This window comes from Desulfovibrio sp. DV, from assembly GCF_001936595.1.
Classification (GTDB): domain Bacteria; phylum Desulfobacterota; class Desulfovibrionia; order Desulfovibrionales; family Desulfovibrionaceae; genus Solidesulfovibrio.
Genome location: NZ_MLBG01000046.1, coordinates 1 through 18,761 on the forward strand (window position 1 = coordinate 1; position 18,761 = coordinate 18,761).

Consider the following 18,761-nt stretch of genomic DNA (forward strand, 5'->3'; position numbering starts at 1 on the left):
CGCCAGGGCATGACAGTTTTTCGTCTGCCGGCCCGACGTTCCGTTTTTCGTTTGTCACAGCTAATAAGAAAGGCTTTGGCACAACAACTCGTAAAATTACGAGGTTTGCCGTCTTTGTTTTCGGGGCCGGTTTTCCGGGAAGACAAGGTGGGGTGGCATCTCCGCCCCGCGGAGAGGTGGAAAGGCTGGGGCCGGCTTACGCTTCGCGAGGCGGTTTCCGGAAATCTGCTCCCTCTGCCCGTCGCCCCAGGAACCTGTTCGCCTTATGCGCTTTTTTCCCGCCCGCGCCGGCGAGCGCAATTCCCGCGTCGGGATGCAGCCGGCGAAGCCGCACCTTGGCCGCATGGCAAGGCGACATGGTTTACAGTCAAACGCGGCCAACCGGCGCAACCCGAAAAAATAGCCGGCCAGATGAGGCCGGCATTTTCCGATTCACTGCGCAAGCGCGCGCAGCACGAAGGGGCGCTGACGCCCGAGGATACGGGCGACGCGGTGGTCGCGGCGCATTTTTCGGGTACTGCGCATCGCCGTTTTGGCCGGTACGACAGCTCGGACGACTGAGGGGCGCTAGGCAGACAGGAGGGCCGGGCCGCCGCTCTGGATGCCGGACACGAGGGCGCTCAAATCCTGGGCCAGTTCGGCCAGTTCGGCCACGGCCTGGGCGGATTGGCCCATGGCGTCGGCGGTTTCCGAGGCGATGCGGCTAATGGCCTCGATGGCGCGGTTGATCTCTTCGGAGGTGGCGGACTGTTGGTCGGCCGCCGTGGCGATGGCCCTGATCTGGTCGCCGGCCGTCTCGACCACGGCGACGATTTCGGACAACGCCATGCCCGAGCGCTCGGCCAGGGCAGTCGCCGAGTCCACGGCTGTGGTCGCCTCGTCCACCATGCGCTCGGTTTCCGCCGTGCCGTGCTGGATACCTGAAATGGCCTGGCCGACCTCCTTGGTCGCGTGCATGGTCTTTTCGGCGAGCTTTCGCACCTCGTCGGCCACGACCGCGAAGCCGCGTCCGGCCTCGCCGGCGCGGGCCGCCTCAATGGCGGCGTTGAGCGCGAGCAGGTTGGTCTGGTCGGCTATGTCGGAAATGACGCCAAGCACCGCGCCAATGTTCCGGGCCTGCTGTCCGAGGCCGCGCATATTTTTTTTGAGCTTGTCCGCAGCTTCGCGCACGCTGCCCACGGCCGCGACCACCTGGACCACGATGTCGGCCCCTTCACGGGCCTTGTCCCCGGCCGCTTGCGCGCCCCTGGCGGTGTCGCCGGCGTTCCGCGCCACTTCGAGGATGGTGGCGTTCATCTCTTCCACTGCCGTGACCGTGTCTTGGACACGGTTGTTTTGTTCCTGGGCTCCCTTGTTGCCCTGCTCGATCTGGGTTGAGAGCTCCTGGGAAGCCGAGGCCATGCGGTCGGAAACGGCCGAGGCCTTGACCGCCGCGTCGGCGATGAGGGCGTTTTGTTGCTCGACGCGCCGTTGTTGCGCCGCCATCTCCGTAAAATCGCTCCAAAAGACCATACCGCCGAGGAGGTTGCCGTCCATGTCGTGAATCGGGGAGGCGTTCACGGCCACATGGTAGCTTCGGCCTGAGAGCGCAACGAGTTCAACGTTTGTGGAAACCGTTATTCTTTCCGTAATGGTCTTGTTGATGTTGGGGGATTTTGCGGGATCGTTCAGAATGAATGCTCCCGACCTCATGCCGACATAGGACTCCGGCGCGGCAGTTTTTCCCAGCATGGAACAGGCGGCCTGGTTGACCCAGAGAATCTTGCACTCGAGGTCGATGATGGTGGTGGGGATGGGAATGCTGTGCAAGACGCCCTGGGAGAAGCCGAGCTTGTTCTTGAGTTCCGCGACCATGGTTTCGAGGTTTTGGGCCAGTTCGGCGAGCTCGAAGCGGAACTTCCCTGAAAGCGTGGCCTTGAGGTCGCCGCCGGCCACTTTGCCGGTGAAGTCCCTGATGGCGCGCAGCGGCCCGATGACCGCAACCCGGTTGGAGACCATGCTCAAGCCGGCGACCACGGCCAGCACCACGAATCCAAGAACGAGGAGCACATTGCGCTGCCTGGCGGCCGGCCCCGACATTTCCGACGCCGCGACGGTCATGCACAGAATCCAGTTCGTCTGCGGTACTTCGGCGACCGCCATGTACCTCTGCTCGCCCTTGTAGGAATAGTTCAGGATGCCGTTTTGGGGTGTCAGGTCCCTATTGGAGAGACTGGCCTCCGCGGGACGAGACAACAGCAGAGACTTGTCAAAGGTGTGGGCAATCACGCGCCGGTCCGCATCCAGAATGAAACCGTAGCCGGTTTTGCCGAAGCGAATCGGATCAACGAACTTCCGCGTGAAATTATCCCAGGCGGGACAGACGACGGCCATACCGATGGTTTTGCCTGCATCGTCGACCACCGCATGGGCGAGCACGAAGAACAGCGCACCGGTAGTCTTCCCCTTGAGGATCGTTTTGCCGAGATACTCTTTGCCACCTCCTGCGATGGCCTTGACGTAGGCTGTGTCGTCATAGCTTTGCGCCAAGGATTCGCCGGATTTGGTCGCACCGGCCACGGGTCTGCCGTCGAGGGTGATGAACATTGCGGAGGTGATGGATCTGGAATGGCCCACGTATGTATCGAGCATCGCTTGGGCGCGCGCAGGGTCACCGGAGAGGGCGTCCTGGGCGGCTCGCAGGCTAGCCAGATTTTCCGCCTCGTCCCTGGCATTATCGATATACTGCTCCAGGGCGTCGGCCGTGCTCCTGGCCGCCTGGGTCAGCGCCAGTTCCTGGAGCGTGGTGGAAATTGAGAAGCTGGATGAAGTTACATAGACGACCAGCGCGGCGATGCCGATGAACAACGATCCAACGACAGTGAGCGTCAAGACGACGTTGATGCCCTTTTTTTGCATGGAGTTTCTCCGTGATGGGCGATGTGCTGGATGCGCAGCCAATCTTGAAATGTTTTATTATTCATGACCTGGGAGCATTCATTCCTTGAAGGCGCAGGCAATTCGCGAAGACGGCTGGCATTCTCTGGAACACGATTTCCGAAGGATGCCGATCCCGATCAATATGATCATTGCAATTTATCAGATGCCAGTATGCTACTTGAGGGTGCCATGAACGTATTCGTTGATTTTCTTGTCCGTCATACTGAGTTTCTCTGCTGCTATCCCTTGATGCTGCACTGGACGGCCCCGATCCAATAGACGCCAAGGGCAGCCGGCTTTACGTCTTTGGCCCCACGCCTCGTTTTCGTCTTTCACAGCTAATAAGAAAGGCTTTGGCCCAGCAACTCGTAAAATTACGAGGTTTCGAACCTTTGTTTTCGGGACCCGTTTGCCGGGCTCATATGCTTGACGAGTCGTCCCGGCGTGCAGGGATGTGAGGAGGCTGCGGCCAGCCTCTGCTTCGCCAGGCGGTTTCCTATGGATGGCTCCTCTGGTCGTCACGCCTGGATACTCTCCGCCGTATGCGCTTTTTCACCGCCTCGCGCCGGCGGGGCGCGATCCCCGCACCGGAATGCCGTCGACGAAGCCGCGTCTTATCCGCACCGCAAGGTGACCTGGGTCCGCACGCCGGCAATCCCCTGCCTTTGTCGGGCACGTCCAACCGGCGCGACTCGAAAAAATAGCCGGCAAATCTCGTATTTTTACGAGTTGTTCCGACCGGCCGTTTCTCCGTAACTCCTTCAAAAAATTGCCAGGAACGTTTCTTCCTCAAAGGCCGGCAGCAACGCCGGGCCAGGGCGTCCCCAACGCGCTTCGGGGGCAGGAACGTTGGCGAATATGGCGGCGGGCAGCAACGGAATGCGTCGGCAACGCGTCGGCAGTTGCGGCTACGTATCTATACGCACTTGTAAACGAGCCGGAGGGAGTAGCGAATGAAATGGCGTTTGTATTGCATCGTGGTGTTCATGCTGTCTTGGGGCGTCGCCCTGCCTGCCGGGGCGGACACCTTGGTCAAGATGCGCGGCGATTCTTTCATCATGGGAAACTTCTATCTCAACCACAACTACACGGGCTGGAACAAAACGGGAACAAAGACCACGGATACCTTCGAGATCTGGGAGCGCTTCCGTTTACGGACTGATTTCGAGGCGAACAAGGCTGTGTACTTCCGCCTTGGGCTGCGCATCATCAACACCTGGGGCCAGGGAACCTTCACGGCCGCTAATCCGGCGGCGGAAGTCCTGGTCGATCTCGCCTACCTCCAGTTCCGGCTGCCGGACACCAAAGTGGAGGTGACGGCGGGCCTGCAGGCGCTGGACCTGCCCCAGGCGGCCATCTTCAACGGCAGCGTCCTGTACTCCGACGTCGTGGCCGGCTTGACGGTCAACGCCCCGGTGGTCGCCGACACCTTTTCGGTGATGGCCGGTTTCGCCCGCCTCTTCGACGCGAACAGGACCTTCGACACCACCACCACCCAGAAGGGCGACGAGTTCGACGCCTACTTCCTGGCCCTGCCCATCACCGTGGAAGGCATGAAGGCCACGCCCTGGGGCGTGGTCGCTGTAGCCGGCCGCAACGCCACCTATATGTACAAGAACACCGCGGACGTTTCGGAAATAGGCAACTCCTTCGACAACGCCCTGTTCTCGGCGGCGAGCGTGGCCAACATGAATGCTGCCAATGGGTTGGGACGCTGGAAGAATGCCCAGAATCCCTATGTCTGGACCGGCGCCAGCTTTGAAGTCTCCACCCTCGACCCCATCCGTTTCTACGCCGACGTCATATATGGCGAAGGTGCCATGAATGACTCCAAAGCAGCCAAGCGGCACGGTTGGATGGCGGATTTCGCCGTACAATACACGGGATGGAGCCTGGCGACTCCGGAGTTGTACGCCTTCTGGTCCTCCGGCGAGGACAATTCCACCCGCAATGGTTCCGAACGCATGCCGTACATGCGCTCCCAGTGGGGGCCCGGCAAGAGCTTCCTGTTTGAAAGCGGACAGGAGCTCCCCCGGGACACCTCGACCTACACCTCGCCTGTCGGCATTTATGGCCTGGCCGTCTCCCTGGGCAACATCTCCGTCATCGACAAACTGTCCAACCGCCTGACCTTCGCCTACGTCCGGGGCAACAACAGCCCGCGGGCCATCCGCGCGGCCCAGCTGTTGAACGCGTCCTATATGACCATGGGCCACGACCTGTCCCAGAACGATTCCCTGACGGGCCTTAACGTCGACTCCAAGTACGAGCTTTACGAAAACCTTGCCTTGATCCTGCAGACAGGCTGGGCCCACGGGCACTTCCAGGAGAGCGTCTGGGGGCATCGTCTGGTCAGCCAGGCCGAAAGCAACGGCAACAACACCTGGCTTTTGGCCCTTGGGCTGAGCTACAAGTTCTGAGCGGCGCCCACGCAAAGGGCACGGCCTCCCGCTGCTCCCTCGCCAGAAAGCCAAGGGGCCGCCGGACAATCGGCGGCCCCTTTCTTTGGCCGAAGCGGCAGCGACGGTCCCACTCCCGTATGCGGCATCAGCAAACTGCCTCCCCAAGGATACATTTCGCCGCCCCGCCAGCACCTTTTCCCCTGTCTCGTTTATTTGAGAAGTGATCATTCGATGCGCCATGGTCATGCAAGATTTCGAGGCGAATTGATCGAGAGAGTGGTGAACCGTGGTGAACGGATTGCTGAATTCCTGCGTGCAATGCTTTTCATATTCTGTAAGGCACATAAGCTAGCCGTTTAATTCTTAAACAGCACTGTGATCCTCTTGCAAAGGTTTGACCTCTCCACGCTTCGCGCCATCCAGTCTCGCCGCAAGGTTTGACGTGCGCAAGTGCGTGTATCGCGCCAGCATTTGCAATGACTTGTGTCCTGTAATGGCCTTGATTTCCATCACATCCAAGTCCGTATGCTCAAAGAAGCGACTGGTGGCTTCATGGCGCAGGTCATGAAAATGCAAGTTCGCCAGTCCGGCCAATTGGCAAACCTTGCCCATCTTCGATGACAGCGTGTCGGGATGGAGGTGGCCGGGAAAGACTCGCCCGGAAATATGACGAGGGAGCCCGTGGAGCACTTCGATCGCTTTTCGAGATAAAGGGACCGTCCTGCATGTCCCGTTTTTGGTGTCACGCAGCACCACCGATTTGTTGCGGAGATCGATGTCTTCCCAGGCGAGCTTGACTATCTCGCCACGTCGCATGGCTGTTTCCAAGGCGAACTTGATGATTGCGCAAAACTCCAAGTCGTCGCCAATGGCTTCAAAGAGTTTATCTTCCTCGCCAGCTTCCAGTCGTCTTTCGCGTCCCGGCGGCAATTTGGGTTTGGCGGCGAGTGGCACGGGATTGGTCAAACTCTCCATTCCCCAATCGCTCTGGGCAAAATTAAAGAGCCTGGAGAGAAGAGCCAGGTCCAAACGGATCGTATTGGCCGAAATCCCCTCTTTCTCCCGGGCGCGTCGATAGTCCGCAATGTCTTTCGACCGAATCGTTGACAGGATACGGTGGGCGATGGCACGTGATTGAAGGCAATTCGCTCGGGAAATTTCACGGCGAGGGTCTTTGAGCCTTGGCAAATATTCCTCTTTATAGCGATCCAAACATTCGCTCAGGGTGTAGCTCTCGGCCTCTTTGGTCGAGACGAACGGTCCTTTGGACATCTCGGTCTCGACTCCCTTTGCCCATTGCTCGGCCTCGGCCTTTGTATCGAAGGTCTTGCATGTTGCCGGGTAACCTCGCTTGCGAATCCTGGCTTCCCACTGGAGATTTCCCCGCTTGCGAAATGTTGCCATCGCTTTGCCTCTCTGTTGGAGCAAGTGGAGCAACAGTGGAGCAGAAAATTAAAAAGGCGACCTGCCGCTTTCGACAGATCGCCTTCATGCTTTGTGATTATTGAACTTAATTGGTGCGCCCGGAGCGATTCGAACGCCCGACCGTCGGATTCGAAGTCCGATGCTCTATCCAGCTGAGCCACGGGCGCACGGGGGGAACCTAAATGGCCTGCCCCGCGCCGTCAAGCCGGCACTGCCAGGGAGAAGACCATGCCTGAGAGCCTTGCGGCGGCGCGCATTGTCGTTTCCGTCAGCTGCATCCTGGCCCCGATCTATCCGCTGTTTCTGGAGATGCAGCGGGAACAGCTCGGGGCACTGGGCTTTGCCCTGGAGGCCGGCGACACTGCGACCGCCTGCCGGCTGGCCCATAATGCCAAAGGGGCGGCCGGCACCTATGAACTGCCGGATGCCGCTGCGCTGGCCAACGATCTCGAAATCGCCATCGCCCGCGGCGAGCTGAACCGGGCCGGCCGCCTGCTTGGCGAACTGGACGGCTATTTTGCCGCCCTTGACGTGGCCTTCACGGATGTGCCGCTCTTGCCGGACGCCTGAAAAGGTCGTAGAGAAGGCAAGAGATGGAGTCCAACCTTCGTTCCCATGCCAACTCTGGAGCTGCGATGCGCTTTCTGATCGTTGACGACGATGAGAGCATCATCCTTTTTTTGCGGACTTTTCTCTCTGCCCATGCCGAGTGCATCACTGCCGCCAACGGCCTGGAGGCCGTGTCTGCCTTTGAGGCCGCCCTGGAGGAGTGCCGCCCCTTTGCGGCCGTCTTCATGGACATCCTGCTGCCGGGCATCATGGACGGCAATGAGGTGGTCCAGGCCCTGCGCCGCATCGAGGACAGCCATGACGGCGCTGTCCCCCCTTTCAAGCTCATCATGATCTCGGTCCTGACCGATACCCAAAACGTCAGCGAATCCTTTTTCCACGGCCGGGCAGACTCGTATCTGCCAAAGCCCCTGCGCCGCGAAACCCTGCTGGCCGAACTGGTCAAGCTCGGGCTCGTCGAGATTCCCCTGCCCAACTGAGCCAGTGCGCCCGCGTCGCTACAGTCTCGCCTTGGGCCGGCAGGCCCCCTGGCAGCAGCCGTCGGCGAGCATCTCGCTGTAGGCGAAAAGAATGCGCCGTTCCCGGTCAAGGGCCTCGTCGGAAAGCGGCGCCAGCGGCCCGGCCAGGCCGGAGAGGTCTTCATAGCGCGGCACGGCCCGCATCCCCCGGCCGAGCTCCCGGCCGTCGGCCACGGCAACAAGCACGGCGTCGCGGGTGTCGGTGACCAGCACCAGCGGCACCGGCCCCAGGTCGTAGACCCGGGCGGCGGCCAGGGATTCGCGCACGTAGGACCCCGGCTCCCCGGAGCAGAAGATGATGAAAAGCAGTGTTCTCCCGGCCTCGTCCGTGGCCGCCAGATCTACCATGCGGGTGTAGTCCTGGCCCTGGGCCGGAAAGCAGACCCCGACCTTGGGCGTCAGGCGCTCCCGGGGGTAGCCGCGCTCTTCCACCAGCAGCCGGGCCAGCCCCTGGCGAAATTCCTCATACGACGTCTCCACCAGTTCCTCGCCGGTCAGGTAATCGCGGATCGTGTTGCCCAGGGATTCCTCGTGCATGGGATGCCTCCGTCAGGACGCGTTGGAGAAAAGGCCGGGCCGGCGGCGCGCCAGCCGGCACAGGGCCGGCAACAGGGCGGCAAAGGCCAGGCCGGCTGCCGGCAGCAGGATGTCCCGATGATGGGTCTTGGCCCACAGCACCACCTGCCGCGAGGCCGCCGTGACCTCGATGACCGCCACAGCCTGGGGATCGGCCGGGACCTGGGCCACGGGCCGGGCATTGTCCAGTTTATAGCCGCCAAGGGCGGCGGCCGGCAACCAGGGCAGCTCGATTTGGTCCCCGACCGAGCCGGCCGGGGTGATGGTCACTGCCGCCGGCGTGGCCGCCACCGGCAGCCGGACGCCGCTGGAATACGCCGTGACCCGGTCGGCGTAATAATCGGCCAGGGACAGGCGGCCGATGAAATTGGGCTGCTCGGTCAGCGACGGCATGAGCTGGCGGTTGCGCTCGTAAAAGGTCAGGCAGGCCAGCCCGGCCAGGGTGTAAATGCCCAAAGCGCGCCAGCGCCCTGGCCGGGACGTGGGAAAGGGGCCGAGCCGGGCGACGATGCAGTAAAACAGAAAGAGCAAGGCGATCAGCAGGAACCGGAACGGATAGATTTCCGAGGCCAGGGGCGGGATGCTCTCGCACACCGAGCGCCAGACCGTGCCCCAGCCCAGGGCCAGGAACACGGCGGCCGAACACAGGGCTGCCAGTTGCGGGCCAAGGCGGCCAAGACCCGGCCGGCCGTGCCGGAATACGGCAACGACCAATTCCCCGGCCAGCCACAGGCCAAGGACCACAAAGGCCGGCCCCATGAGGATGGAGCCGTCGTAAAAGGCCACGTGGCAGTGGGAATAGGTCTCGGGAAACTGGAACAGGGGGAATTCGGCGTCGGTCAGAAGGCCCCAGAGATCGGCCAGGGACTGGTAGCCATGGCCCGGGATGCGCTGCCAGCCGCTGTAGACGGCGGACACGGCGTAGACCTTGGGGGCAACCAGCACGAGGACGCCGGCAAAAAACGCTCCGACCCGGGCCAGGGCGGCGGGATGGCGGGTGAAAAGCGCCAGCAGGGCGGCGAAACAGCCGGCAGCCAGACACACCCAGACAAACAGGTGCAGCGCGCCCTGGTAAAAGATGGTTGCGCCAAGCAGGCAGGCTCCGGCCAGATCCCGGCAGCGCCAGGTCCGTCCGGCCAGACAGGCGGCCAGGGCCGGCACCAGGCACAGGCTGATCTGGGGCGAATAGCCGATGGCGAGATGCTGGATGAGCCAGGGGTTGCCCAGGAAAAGGACAAGCAGCAGGACCGCCTGTCCGGTGTCCCAGCCAAGGCGCACGGCTAAAAGGCGCACGCCCCAGGCCGCCGCCAGCAGGTGCAGGCCGAAATAGGTCTTCACAAAGGCCATAAACGGCAGGACAAAGGCCAGGGGGAGCAGGGGCGAGAGGCTTATGACCTCGGGATTGGACCAGTAGGACAGGTCCTGGAGAGTGGAAAACCATTCGATTTGTTGGGGAATGACCAGGAACGAGGCCGGGAGCCGGCCGAAGCGGTTCAGGGCGTCGTGGAGAAAGGCAAAATAATAGAGGTCCTTGGACCAGTCGAGAATGCCGACCCGGTCGGAAAAGAGAAATTCGCCGTAAAAAAGCCAGACAAGGGCCAGGGCAAGGCCCCAATAGACCGCTTTGGCGGCGGGAGCATTGGCGGTTTGAGGGGCAGGGGCGTCTGGCTGGCTTGGCATGGGCTGCGTTGTCCTTGGGGGTTGCGGCCTGCCGCGCAGGGCGGCGCGGGCCGTCCGGGCCATATGCAGCCGCGCAGTCTGGGAGATAGCGGGTATGGGCGAAGCTGGGCAAGCCCCCGGACGGAGAAATCCCCGGTTTCTTGGTCCCGGCAAGCCCTGCCACCTCGACGAATCCCGAATCATTTGATAGAGAAGGCCACTCGACTTGGGCAGGGGGGGGCATGGAAGACGGCAGGCTGCACGACAGGCTGACAAGCCTCAAGGAACATCTGCAACTGGAGAACCCGCTTCTGGTCGAGGCGGTCGGCAGTTTCAAAAAGCTCGACAAGGTTTGCCGGGGCCTGGGCCTTATCGCCCACGACCAGTCCACGGTCTCCCAGATCGCCTGGTGGCCGCTCATTTCCATCCTGGGGCCTTTTTCCGCCGGCAAATCGACCTTCATCAACAACTACCTGGACATCCCGGTGCAGCAGACCGGCTCCCACGCCGTGGACGACAAGTTCACGGTGGTCTGCTACAACGCCGCCGGCGAATCCCGGGTGCTGCCCGGCACGGCGCTCAACGCCGACCTGCGCTTTCCCTTTTACAAGATGAGCGAGGAACTGGAAAAGGTCGAACCCGGCGAAGGGGTGCGCATCGATTCCTATATCCGGCTCAAGACCTGCCCCAGCGACAAGCTGCGCGGACTGATCCTCATCGACTCCCCGGGCTTTGACGCCGACGCCCAGCGCACGGCAACGCTTCGCATCACCAACCACATCATGGACCTGTCTGATCTGGTGCTGGTGCTTTTCGACGCCCGCCGCCCCGAACCCGGGGCCATGCGCGACACGCTCACCCATCTCGTGGCGGCCACCATCAACCGCCGCGACTCCAATAAGTTTATTTATATCCTCAACCAAATGGACATTGCCGCCCGTGAGGACAACCCTGAAGAGGTCGTGGGTGCGTGGCAGCGCGCCCTGGCCCAGCAGGGCCTCACGGCCGGCAAGTTTTATCGCATTTATTCGCCCTCGGCTGCGGTGCCCATTGCCGATCCGGCCCTGCGCCACCGCTTCGAGGCCAAACGCGACGCCGATCTGGCCAGCATCCATACCCGCATGAACCAGGTGCGGGTGGAGCGGGCCTATCGCATTGTCGGGGAGCTTGAGAAGCTGGCCCGGGAGGTCGAGGATGTGCGGGTGCCGGAGCTGCGCCACATGCTTATGCGCTGGCGATCGGGCACACTCTCGCGCGACGCCATGCTCTTTGGCGGCATCGGGGCCGTTTTGTTGGCGCTCTATCTGCTCACCGGCCATCCGTTCACGACCGGCGTGACTCCGGGCTGGCTTGGCTGGGTGTTCGAGGAATCCTGGCGCACCATCGTGTTTTTGGCCCTGTGCCTGGGCGGGGCGGGCTGGCTGCACATGCTGGCCCGGAAGTGGTCGGCTGCGGCCGTGTCCCGGCTGGTGGCCAAAAGCTACCCGTATGGCCCGATCCGCGAGGGGCTTGTGCGGGCGTTTTATAAAAATACCGCCCCCTGGCGTTCGATTTTCCGGGTGGAGCCGGCCGGCTGGGGAGCCAAGTACCGAAAGCTCCTCATCTCGGTCATTGCCGACAGCGAGCGCTTCATCCAGACCCTAAACGACCGCTACGCCCATCCCTCGGGCGTGTCGGCCGCCACCGTGCAGCAGCAGCCGGACGTGCAGTCCGAGCAACCGCCGCAATCGGAGCCGGAGCCGGCCTAACGCTCAACACAATGATCTCGTGCCGTCAATCCGCCCGGCCGGTCAGCCCCAGAGGCTGCCGTGCCGGGCGGCCTTGCGTGGTCGGGACATCAGTTCACAACGTCTTTGCAGGGTCGATAAGGCCGAATCCAGAAGCGGTATCCCAACCGACAGCGTTGATGTCGTGCGCATGCGCCAGGAGATGTTTGCGTACTTCAGATTGCGAGTGGTACGTCGGCGTCGCTCCCAGAGCATCGTTTCGGTGGGAAGCCAAAAGCAAGGCGACTACGCCGGTTACGAAGGGGCAGGCCATGGAGGTGCCTGACAGTGTCGCATAGATATCGGGCGGGTAAGTCGAGAGGATGGAACGGCCTGGTGCGAGGATGTCCAGACGTCTGCCCACAGCGCTGGTGGGATCGGGTAGCCCACAAGCATCATGGGAGCCGACAGAGATGACCCGGTCATATTTGGCTGGGTAGCTGACGGTGTCAATGTCGTAGGAACCGCCGTTGCCTGCGGCGGCAACGACAATAACTCCGCTGTCTATGGCTTTATTGATGAGCTCCTGAAGTTGATCCGAGCCCTGGGAGATCCATAGGCTTGTCGATATGATGTCCACGCCGGCGTCGAGACACCAGGCGATGCCGTCGCAGAGTTTGTCGATCGCAACGGTCCCGTCGTCGTCGAGCACTTTGGCTATATATAATTGCGACAGCGGGGCAACGCCGATGACTCCAATGTTATTTTCTCGGGCTGCAATGATGCCGCAGACGTGAGTACCATGACCGTAAACATCTGCATAGCCTGATTTGTTGTTTGTACAAAAACTTTTCCCCTTGACGATTGCCTGCACTAGGTCAGGATGCTTGTAAGCAACGCCAGAGTCAAGCACGCCGATTTTTATGCCCTCCCCTCGTGTTGTTTTCCAAAGATTCGGTATGCCGTGCATCTTCAGTCCCCAATCGATCACTTCCGCAGCAGGGGGGCAGGTCGTAACGGCTGTTGTGACAAACCGCGGACAGGATGGCATTTGTGCGCCCATAAAGACTCCTTGTGAATTTTAGCAAAATCATTTTGCTGTTAATAATTCTGGTTGTCCAATTGGCCGCAGGGGTTGCGCGTGCTCTTTTTGTCGTATAGTTAGATTTCTATAGGTAATTATTTTGGGGTTTGCAATAATCTGCGTGAAAAATGTTCCAAAATAACCCGCTTGGACCATGGAGGCCGGTTGTGAGACATTTATTTCTCGTGATATTGTCGGCAGTTGCACTTGTGTCCTGCGGTCCGATCGTTCGGTCGGTGCCTCTGCGGTCAGATCCGGTTGCAGTAGGAACACCAGTCCCGACGGTGCCCGAAGGCGACAAGGACGGAAAGAGCCAAACCTTTTCTTCGGGTGTGATTTATTTTTTGCCCAAAGCAATGTTTCGCATTTCGGTGAGTCCCATTGCCGAAAAGGGTGCTGCGGCAGCGCCGCAGGGGAGCGGTATGACGCAGACCCTGACGCCGACCGGCAGCAAAAAGACAACAGCCAAAGACGCTAAAGTCGCAGTTCAAACGAAAAAAAAGCAAAATACGGCAGGGGCCACCCCGACGCCCGCAAAGACGGGGGCGGCAATGCCCGGAGCCGAAGGGACTGCAGGAACGACAGGAGAGGGTGCTCCGGGTGGGGGAACTGCCGTGGAGCCGGAAGCCGTAACACCTGCAACAGCGCAGGCTGCCGTTCAAAACAATACGACGATCAACGTCACCAATTCCTCGGGGCAGCCTGCAGCACAAGCGGCTAACTCAGGGAGCGGCCATGATATTGAGTTTGAATTCCGTCGAAGCGATTACCCAAAAAGCAAGTTTAAATTTACATTGGATGTAATTACAACAGTTGATCCGACACAGGTCTATTCATTACAGTATGTTCCAGGATCAGCTTCTAATGATGATATCACAATAGCTGTCAAAGATTTTTTCATATCGTCGGTAAATACGACGACAGAGGATCAATCAGCCGCCATTGCTAAAAAATCCGTTGAGCTGATTAAGCAGGCTATTCTTCTTGGTACAGGGCTTCCAGGGGCAGCGCCAACAGGTGGTGCTGCCCAAATTAGCCCAAGTGCCAAGCCAGAGGCATTTGATGTAGAAATTGATCCGATTGATATATTAAACTTTGTCAACAAAGGGACCGGTATTGAAGGTACATCGAATGTTCCAAACCCATGCCATATGTTCCCGGATGAAATACAAATAAATGTCAATGCTCTTATACCACCGGGTGCAATAAGTTCGGCCGATAAAACCGGCGGAGATGGTGTCAGATATAGGGCAGCTTTTCCTTACCGTGTCCTCGTAACAGCCACGGCTGGTATTGCCGTAGCAAGGCGGATCGAACGCATCGTCTTATTGCCCAATGAATCCCCAGCCTATCTCTTCGATCTGCGGCGGACAGCGTTCGTCAAGAAAACCTATGCTGTCCAGTTTGAAAACGGCTTCCTTACCAGCGCCAAAATCAATAAGCCGAGCGAACTGCTGGCCGGCGTCAGCCTGCCCGTGGATATCATTAAAAGCATTGCCTCCATACCGGCCGAAATCATCCAGCTCAAAATCAATTACAACTCCCAGCAGCAAGCCCTGCTTGAGGCCGAAAAGACCAAGTTCGAGTCGCTCAAAGCGTTTAACGACGCGGTCCTGGAAATGTATAAAACCAATGCCAACCAGACCCAGACCTTGATCGAACAGCTCAAAAAGTAGCCTTTCGCCCATCCCAGGCGCGCCCCGGTCAGTCCGAAGCCGGGGCGCGCTCTTGCCGGCAGTCCCCTGGAGCGCTACACCTTCCCGCTCCATCGCACTCTAACCGGACGGCCAGCATGAATCCTGCCTGCAAGGACATCACCTCGTTTCTCGTCATGGACATCCTCGAACGCGCCCAGGCCATCGAAGCTGCCGGTCACCGGGTCATCCACCTGGAGATCGGCGAACCGGACTTCGATATTCCGGACTGCGTCAAGGAAGCGGCGCAACAAGCCGTGGCCGACGGGCGCACCCACTATACCCACAGCCTGGGCATCCCGGAACTGCGCCAGGCCATCTGCGACCTGCACGCCCGGGAATACGGCGTGTCCGTGTCCCCGGACCGGGTGCTGGTCACCGGCGGCACCTCGCCGGCCATGCTGCTGGCCTTCGGGGCCATGGCCGTGCCGGGACGGCATATCCTGCTCACCGACCCGGCCTATGCCTGCTACCCAAATTTCCTGCGCTTTACCGGCCTTGTCCCGCGCTACGTGCCCGTGGCCGAAGAGGACGGCTTCCAGTGGACGCCGCAGCTCGTGTGGGACAGCGTCAATGAAGGAACCGCCGGCATCCTGCTCAATTCCCCGGCCAACCCCACCGGCACGCTCGTTTCCCCGGAGGCCATCGAGGCAGCCTGCGCCTCAGGCGTTCCGGTCATTTCCGACGAGATCTACCACGGCCTGACCTACGGCCAGCCCGCCCGCTGCGCCCTGGAATTTTCCGACGACGCCCTGGTCTTGAACGGCTTTTCCAAGCGTTTCGCCATGACCGGCCTGCGCCTGGGCTACCTCATCGCTCCGTCGCCCATGATGGGGCTGCTCCAAAAGCTGCAGCAAAATCTCTTTATTTGCGCCGCATCGGTCTCCCAATGGGCCGGACTGGCGGCGCTTTCGCCGGACGGGCTGGCCGCAGCCGAGGCCATGCGCCAGATCTATGACACCCGCCGCCGCGTGCTGCTGGCCGGACTGGCCCGACTGGGGCTGGCCCCGCGCACCGAGCCCACCGGCGCGTTCTACGTCTTTGTCCGGGCCGACCACCTGCACGCCGATTCCCTGGCCCTGGCCTACGACATCCTGGACAAGGCCCATGTCGGCGTCACCCCGGGCATCGACTTCGGCCCCGGCGGCGAGGGGCATCTGCGTTTTTCCTACGCCAATTCCCTGGAAAATATCGAGGAAGGACTGGAGCGCCTGGGCCGCTACATCGCCGACCACTGCGGCTAGCAAGGACGCTTGACGATATTCCCCGGAGGGAATATTAATGAGTATGGCCTGCGAAGTGGAATACACGGACGAATTCGGGGCGTGGTGGAGAACGCTCGCCGCATCGCAGCAAGAGGATATTGCCGCAATTGTCGAGGAATTGGAACGTCGGGGGCCAAGCTTGCCCTTTCCCTATTCCAGCAAGGTCCATGCTTCACAGTATTCGCACATGCGGGAGTTGCGCGTACAAAGTGACGGACACCCGATCCGTATTTTTTATGCATTCGACCCGCGGCGGATGGCAATATTGCTGATCGGCGGTGACAAGAAAGGGGATGACCTGTTTTATTCCCGGATGATTGCGGTGGCTGATCGGTTGTACAAAACGCACATCGATGGGCTCTGATTTATTTATATATTGGTTGTCGGTGTCGGGTTGTTCTCTTGGCCGATATTTTTGAGATACTGTTTTCATCTGAACGGTGGTGGATATATGGCTGGCAGAAATTCATTTGCAACACTTCGGGAGGCAATGTCTCCGGAGTCAAGGGAACGGGCACGGGAGAAGGCTGTCGCGTTGCGGGCGGAAATGGATCTCGCAGAGCTGCGCAACGCCATGCAACTTTCTCAGGAAGAACTCGCTAGTTCTCTGTGTATCGGTCAGGCTTCTGTCGCCAAGATGGAAAAACGGACAGACATGTACGTCAGTACGTTGCGGCGTTTCATTGAGGCAATGGGCGGAGAACTGGATATTGTTGCGCGGTTTCCCGACCATTCCATCCACATCAAAACATTCTCGCAAATCCGGGAAGACAGCAGCGAAAAAAGCTCAGCCTAGCCAGAGGTCGCCCCACCACGCCGCATCACCCCTACTTGGCCAGGGCCCGGGTGATGGCCGCCACCAGCTCGGCCGGCTCGAAAGGCTTGGTCACATACTCGTCCATGCCGGCCTCCAGCCCCTTTTCCCGGTCCGAATCCATGGCATAGGCCGTTAGCGCCACCACCGGAATGGTGGGTGCTATGCCCTGGACCTGGCCCGACCGGATGAGACGCGTAGCCTCCAGGCCGTTTAATCGCGGCATCTGAATATCCATGAGCACCAGATCGTAGGCGTCCCGGCCAAGCATGGCCAGGGCCTCGCGGCCGTCAACGGCGCTGTCCACGGTGTGCCCGAGCTTTTGCAGGGCGCGCACCGTGAAGATGCGGTTGACCGGCTCGTCCTCGGCCAAAAGGATGCGCAAGCCCTCGCCGGGCTTGGGGACGGGAGCCGCCTGGACCTGGCGGGGGGGGATCCGGGGTTTGCGCTCGGTCAGGGGCAGACTGCATTCCAGCGTGGCGTAAAACGTGCTCCCCCGGCCGGGTTCGGAAGCAAAAGTGATGTCGCCGCCCATCATGGTGGTCAGCTTGCGGGCAATGGACAGACCCAGTCCGGCCCCGCTGTACTTTTTGGTGAGATAGTTCTCGCCAATGCCGAACGGCTCGAAAATGGAGGACGTGGCATCGGGATTGATGCCGACACCGGTATCCTCGACCACCAGCAGCAGGCGCACCCGGGGCGCGCCGTCGCCGGTGTCCCGGTCGGCCGGCCGCTGGCCAAGCTTCTGTTCGTCCAGGCCGACACGAACGGCAACATGGCCCTTTTTCGTGTATTTGAAGGCGTTGGACAGGAGATTGATCAGAATCTGCCTGACCCGGTTGGCATCGCCGATGACCCGGGCCGGCAGCAACGGATCGAAAACGTAGGTGAACTCAAAGGGACGCAGCAGGCTTTGGGCGGCAAAATTACGCAGCAGCGGCGTGAGTTCGTCCCTGAGGTCAAACTCCTGCTTGGCCATCTCAATGCGCCCGGACTCGACATTGGACAAGTCGAGCAGGTCGCTTACGATGTGCACGAGTGTAGCCGCCGACTGCCTGATGATGCCCAGGTACTCCTGGGTTTCGCTGTCGTTTTCCTGGTCGAGCAACAACTGGGAAATGCCCAGGATGCCGTTTAAGGGCGTGCGCAGTTCATGGCTGATGTTGGCCAGGAACTGGGTCTTGGCGGCGCTGGCCGTCTCGGCCGCCTGGCTGGAGGCCACCAGCTTCTGCTCCAGGCATTTTTGCTCGGTGATGTCGTCAAAGGCCCAGATCACACCCTCGGCCTCGTCGCAGGGGCTGATCATCCGGGCGGCCGTGCGCAACACCAGTGGGGAGCCGTCGGTGTGGCGCATGGTGTGCTCACCGATGTGCATTCCCTTGGTGCAGAGGTCCTCATAGGCGGTTTTGGTGAAAAGGCCGTAGCTTTCGGGCGTGGAGAACAAAAACTCGATTGAGCGGCCGATCAGCGCCTCGACCGGGCGTCCGAGCAACTCGGCGCCTCGGGCGTTGACCTTCTCGAAACGGTGGTTGCGGGCCAGGGCCATGCCGATCAGCGCGTTGTCGAAAATGGTCTCCATCTCCCGAAGCGCCCTGGCCAGGGTGAGGCGGGCCTCGATTTCACCCGACAGGATGAGGACATGGGCTTCCATCCCTCCGCCCAGGCGCCGGACCGCCCGGGTGCGCACTGCCACGGCCGATCCGTCGGCACGGCGCAGCAACTCTTCCTGGCACACCGGCCCCTGGCTGGTCGTCAGGGATTCCAGCAACGGGTCGCGCTCCCTGACAGCCCGGTAGAGCGCCTCCCCGGCCGTGCGGCCAAGCAACTCCCCGGCCTCGTCGTAACCAAGCGCCCTGGCCCCGGTCTTGGACAGCCACTCCAGCCGGTCCGAGCCGTCGGTGCGATAGGTCAGATCACTATGGCTCTGGGCGACCTGCTCAAAGGCGCAGAAACCGGCCAACAGCGCCCGGTTGCCAAGCTCCCGGGCATTGGCCGCAGCGGCGTCCCGTTTTGTGTCGTCAGCCATGGAAGTCCCCATACCGTTTTAACTATTCGCCAGAGCACTTGAAGTATCCGGATCTATATCCGCAACCGCAAGCCGTCGCAACAGCGTTCGAAAAAAACCACCT

General features: G+C 60.7%; 15 protein-coding genes and 1 tRNA gene. 9 read left to right on the forward strand and 7 right to left on the reverse strand.

The genetic code is table 11. From position 1 onward, the window contains the following. Positions 1 to 561 (forward strand): hypothetical protein (locus tag DVDV_RS22965; protein WP_217694133.1); only part of this gene is annotated, 561 nt, incomplete at its 5' end. Positions 562 to 567: 6 nt separating this feature from the next. On the opposite strand, the gene DVDV_RS11505 is transcribed toward DVDV_RS22965, so the two are convergent. Continuing rightward, a complete protein-coding gene (locus tag DVDV_RS11505; RefSeq protein ID WP_075354812.1) occupies positions 568 to 2,898 on the reverse strand; it encodes a methyl-accepting chemotaxis protein in 2,331 nt (776 codons plus the stop codon). A gap of 974 nt (positions 2,899 to 3,872) precedes the next feature. Here DVDV_RS11505 and DVDV_RS11510 point away from each other — a divergent pair. Beyond that, positions 3,873 to 5,339 (forward strand): outer membrane homotrimeric porin, encoded by a 1,467-nt coding sequence (locus tag DVDV_RS11510; RefSeq protein ID WP_075354813.1) that lies wholly within the window; start codon positions 3,873 to 3,875, stop codon positions 5,337 to 5,339. Between the two features lie 345 nt (positions 5,340 to 5,684). Here the strand turns inward: DVDV_RS11510 and DVDV_RS11515 are convergent, their stop codons facing one another. Together DVDV_RS11515 and DVDV_RS11520 are read right to left on the reverse strand one after the other, a co-directional pair. Continuing rightward, complete coding sequence (locus DVDV_RS11515) at positions 5,685 to 6,725, reverse strand: site-specific integrase (RefSeq protein ID WP_075354814.1); 1,041 nt, start codon at positions 6,723 to 6,725, stop codon at positions 5,685 to 5,687. Between the two features lie 111 nt (positions 6,726 to 6,836). Continuing rightward, positions 6,837 to 6,913: transfer RNA gene (locus DVDV_RS11520), tRNA-Arg, on the reverse strand. Between the two features lie 61 nt (positions 6,914 to 6,974). On the opposite strand from DVDV_RS11520, the gene DVDV_RS11525 reads away from it, so the two are divergent. Beyond that, a complete protein-coding gene (locus DVDV_RS11525; protein WP_075354815.1) occupies positions 6,975 to 7,316 on the forward strand; it encodes an Hpt domain-containing protein in 342 nt (113 codons plus the stop codon). Between the two features lie 65 nt (positions 7,317 to 7,381). Then, positions 7,382 to 7,795, forward strand: coding sequence for a PleD family two-component system response regulator (locus DVDV_RS11530; RefSeq protein ID WP_075354816.1), 414 nt, complete (start codon positions 7,382 to 7,384; stop codon positions 7,793 to 7,795). A gap of 18 nt (positions 7,796 to 7,813) precedes the next feature. Here DVDV_RS11530 and DVDV_RS11535 read toward each other — a convergent pair whose 3' ends face one another. Both DVDV_RS11535 and DVDV_RS11540 read right to left on the reverse strand, forming a co-directional pair. Continuing rightward, positions 7,814 to 8,371: a type I restriction endonuclease subunit R gene (locus DVDV_RS11535; RefSeq protein WP_075354817.1), complete on the reverse strand. Its 558-nt coding sequence runs from the start codon at positions 8,369 to 8,371 to the stop codon at positions 7,814 to 7,816. Between the two features lie 12 nt (positions 8,372 to 8,383). Then, positions 8,384 to 10,090 carry a hypothetical protein gene (locus DVDV_RS11540; RefSeq protein WP_075354818.1) on the reverse strand — a complete coding sequence of 569 codons (1,707 nt, stop codon included), beginning with the start codon at positions 10,088 to 10,090 and terminating at the stop codon, positions 8,384 to 8,386. A 221-nt stretch (positions 10,091 to 10,311) separates the two neighbouring features. On the opposite strand from DVDV_RS11540, the gene DVDV_RS11545 reads away from it, so the two are divergent. Further along, on the forward strand, positions 10,312 to 11,817 hold the full coding sequence (locus DVDV_RS11545; RefSeq protein ID WP_075354819.1) for a dynamin family protein: 1,506 nt from the start codon (positions 10,312 to 10,314) through the stop codon (positions 11,815 to 11,817). A 94-nt stretch (positions 11,818 to 11,911) separates the two neighbouring features. Here the strand turns inward: DVDV_RS11545 and DVDV_RS11550 are convergent, their stop codons facing one another. Further along, entirely contained in the window at positions 11,912 to 12,838 is a 927-nt protein-coding gene (locus tag DVDV_RS11550) for a S8 family peptidase (protein WP_083634760.1), read from the reverse strand. A gap of 305 nt (positions 12,839 to 13,143) precedes the next feature. On the opposite strand from DVDV_RS11550, the gene DVDV_RS22320 reads away from it, so the two are divergent. The 4 genes from DVDV_RS22320 (at position 13,144) to DVDV_RS11570 (ending at position 16,614) form a co-directional block, all read left to right on the forward strand. Beyond that, positions 13,144 to 14,535, forward strand: coding sequence for a hypothetical protein (locus DVDV_RS22320; RefSeq protein ID WP_139311603.1), 1,392 nt, complete (start codon positions 13,144 to 13,146; stop codon positions 14,533 to 14,535). Positions 14,536 to 14,651: 116 nt separating this feature from the next. Then, positions 14,652 to 15,797, forward strand: coding sequence for a pyridoxal phosphate-dependent aminotransferase (locus DVDV_RS11560; RefSeq protein ID WP_075354821.1), 1,146 nt, complete (start codon positions 14,652 to 14,654; stop codon positions 15,795 to 15,797). A gap of 37 nt (positions 15,798 to 15,834) precedes the next feature. Then, positions 15,835 to 16,182, forward strand: coding sequence for a type II toxin-antitoxin system RelE/ParE family toxin (locus DVDV_RS11565; RefSeq protein ID WP_217694134.1), 348 nt, complete (start codon positions 15,835 to 15,837; stop codon positions 16,180 to 16,182). Positions 16,183 to 16,269: 87 nt separating this feature from the next. After that, entirely contained in the window at positions 16,270 to 16,614 is a 345-nt protein-coding gene (locus DVDV_RS11570) for an XRE family transcriptional regulator (protein ID WP_075354822.1), read from the forward strand. Positions 16,615 to 16,645: 31 nt separating this feature from the next. Here the strand turns inward: DVDV_RS11570 and DVDV_RS11575 are convergent, their stop codons facing one another. Beyond that, positions 16,646 to 18,658, reverse strand: coding sequence for a PAS domain-containing sensor histidine kinase (locus DVDV_RS11575; protein WP_075354823.1), 2,013 nt, complete (start codon positions 18,656 to 18,658; stop codon positions 16,646 to 16,648). Between the last annotated feature and the right edge of the window lie 103 nt (positions 18,659 to 18,761).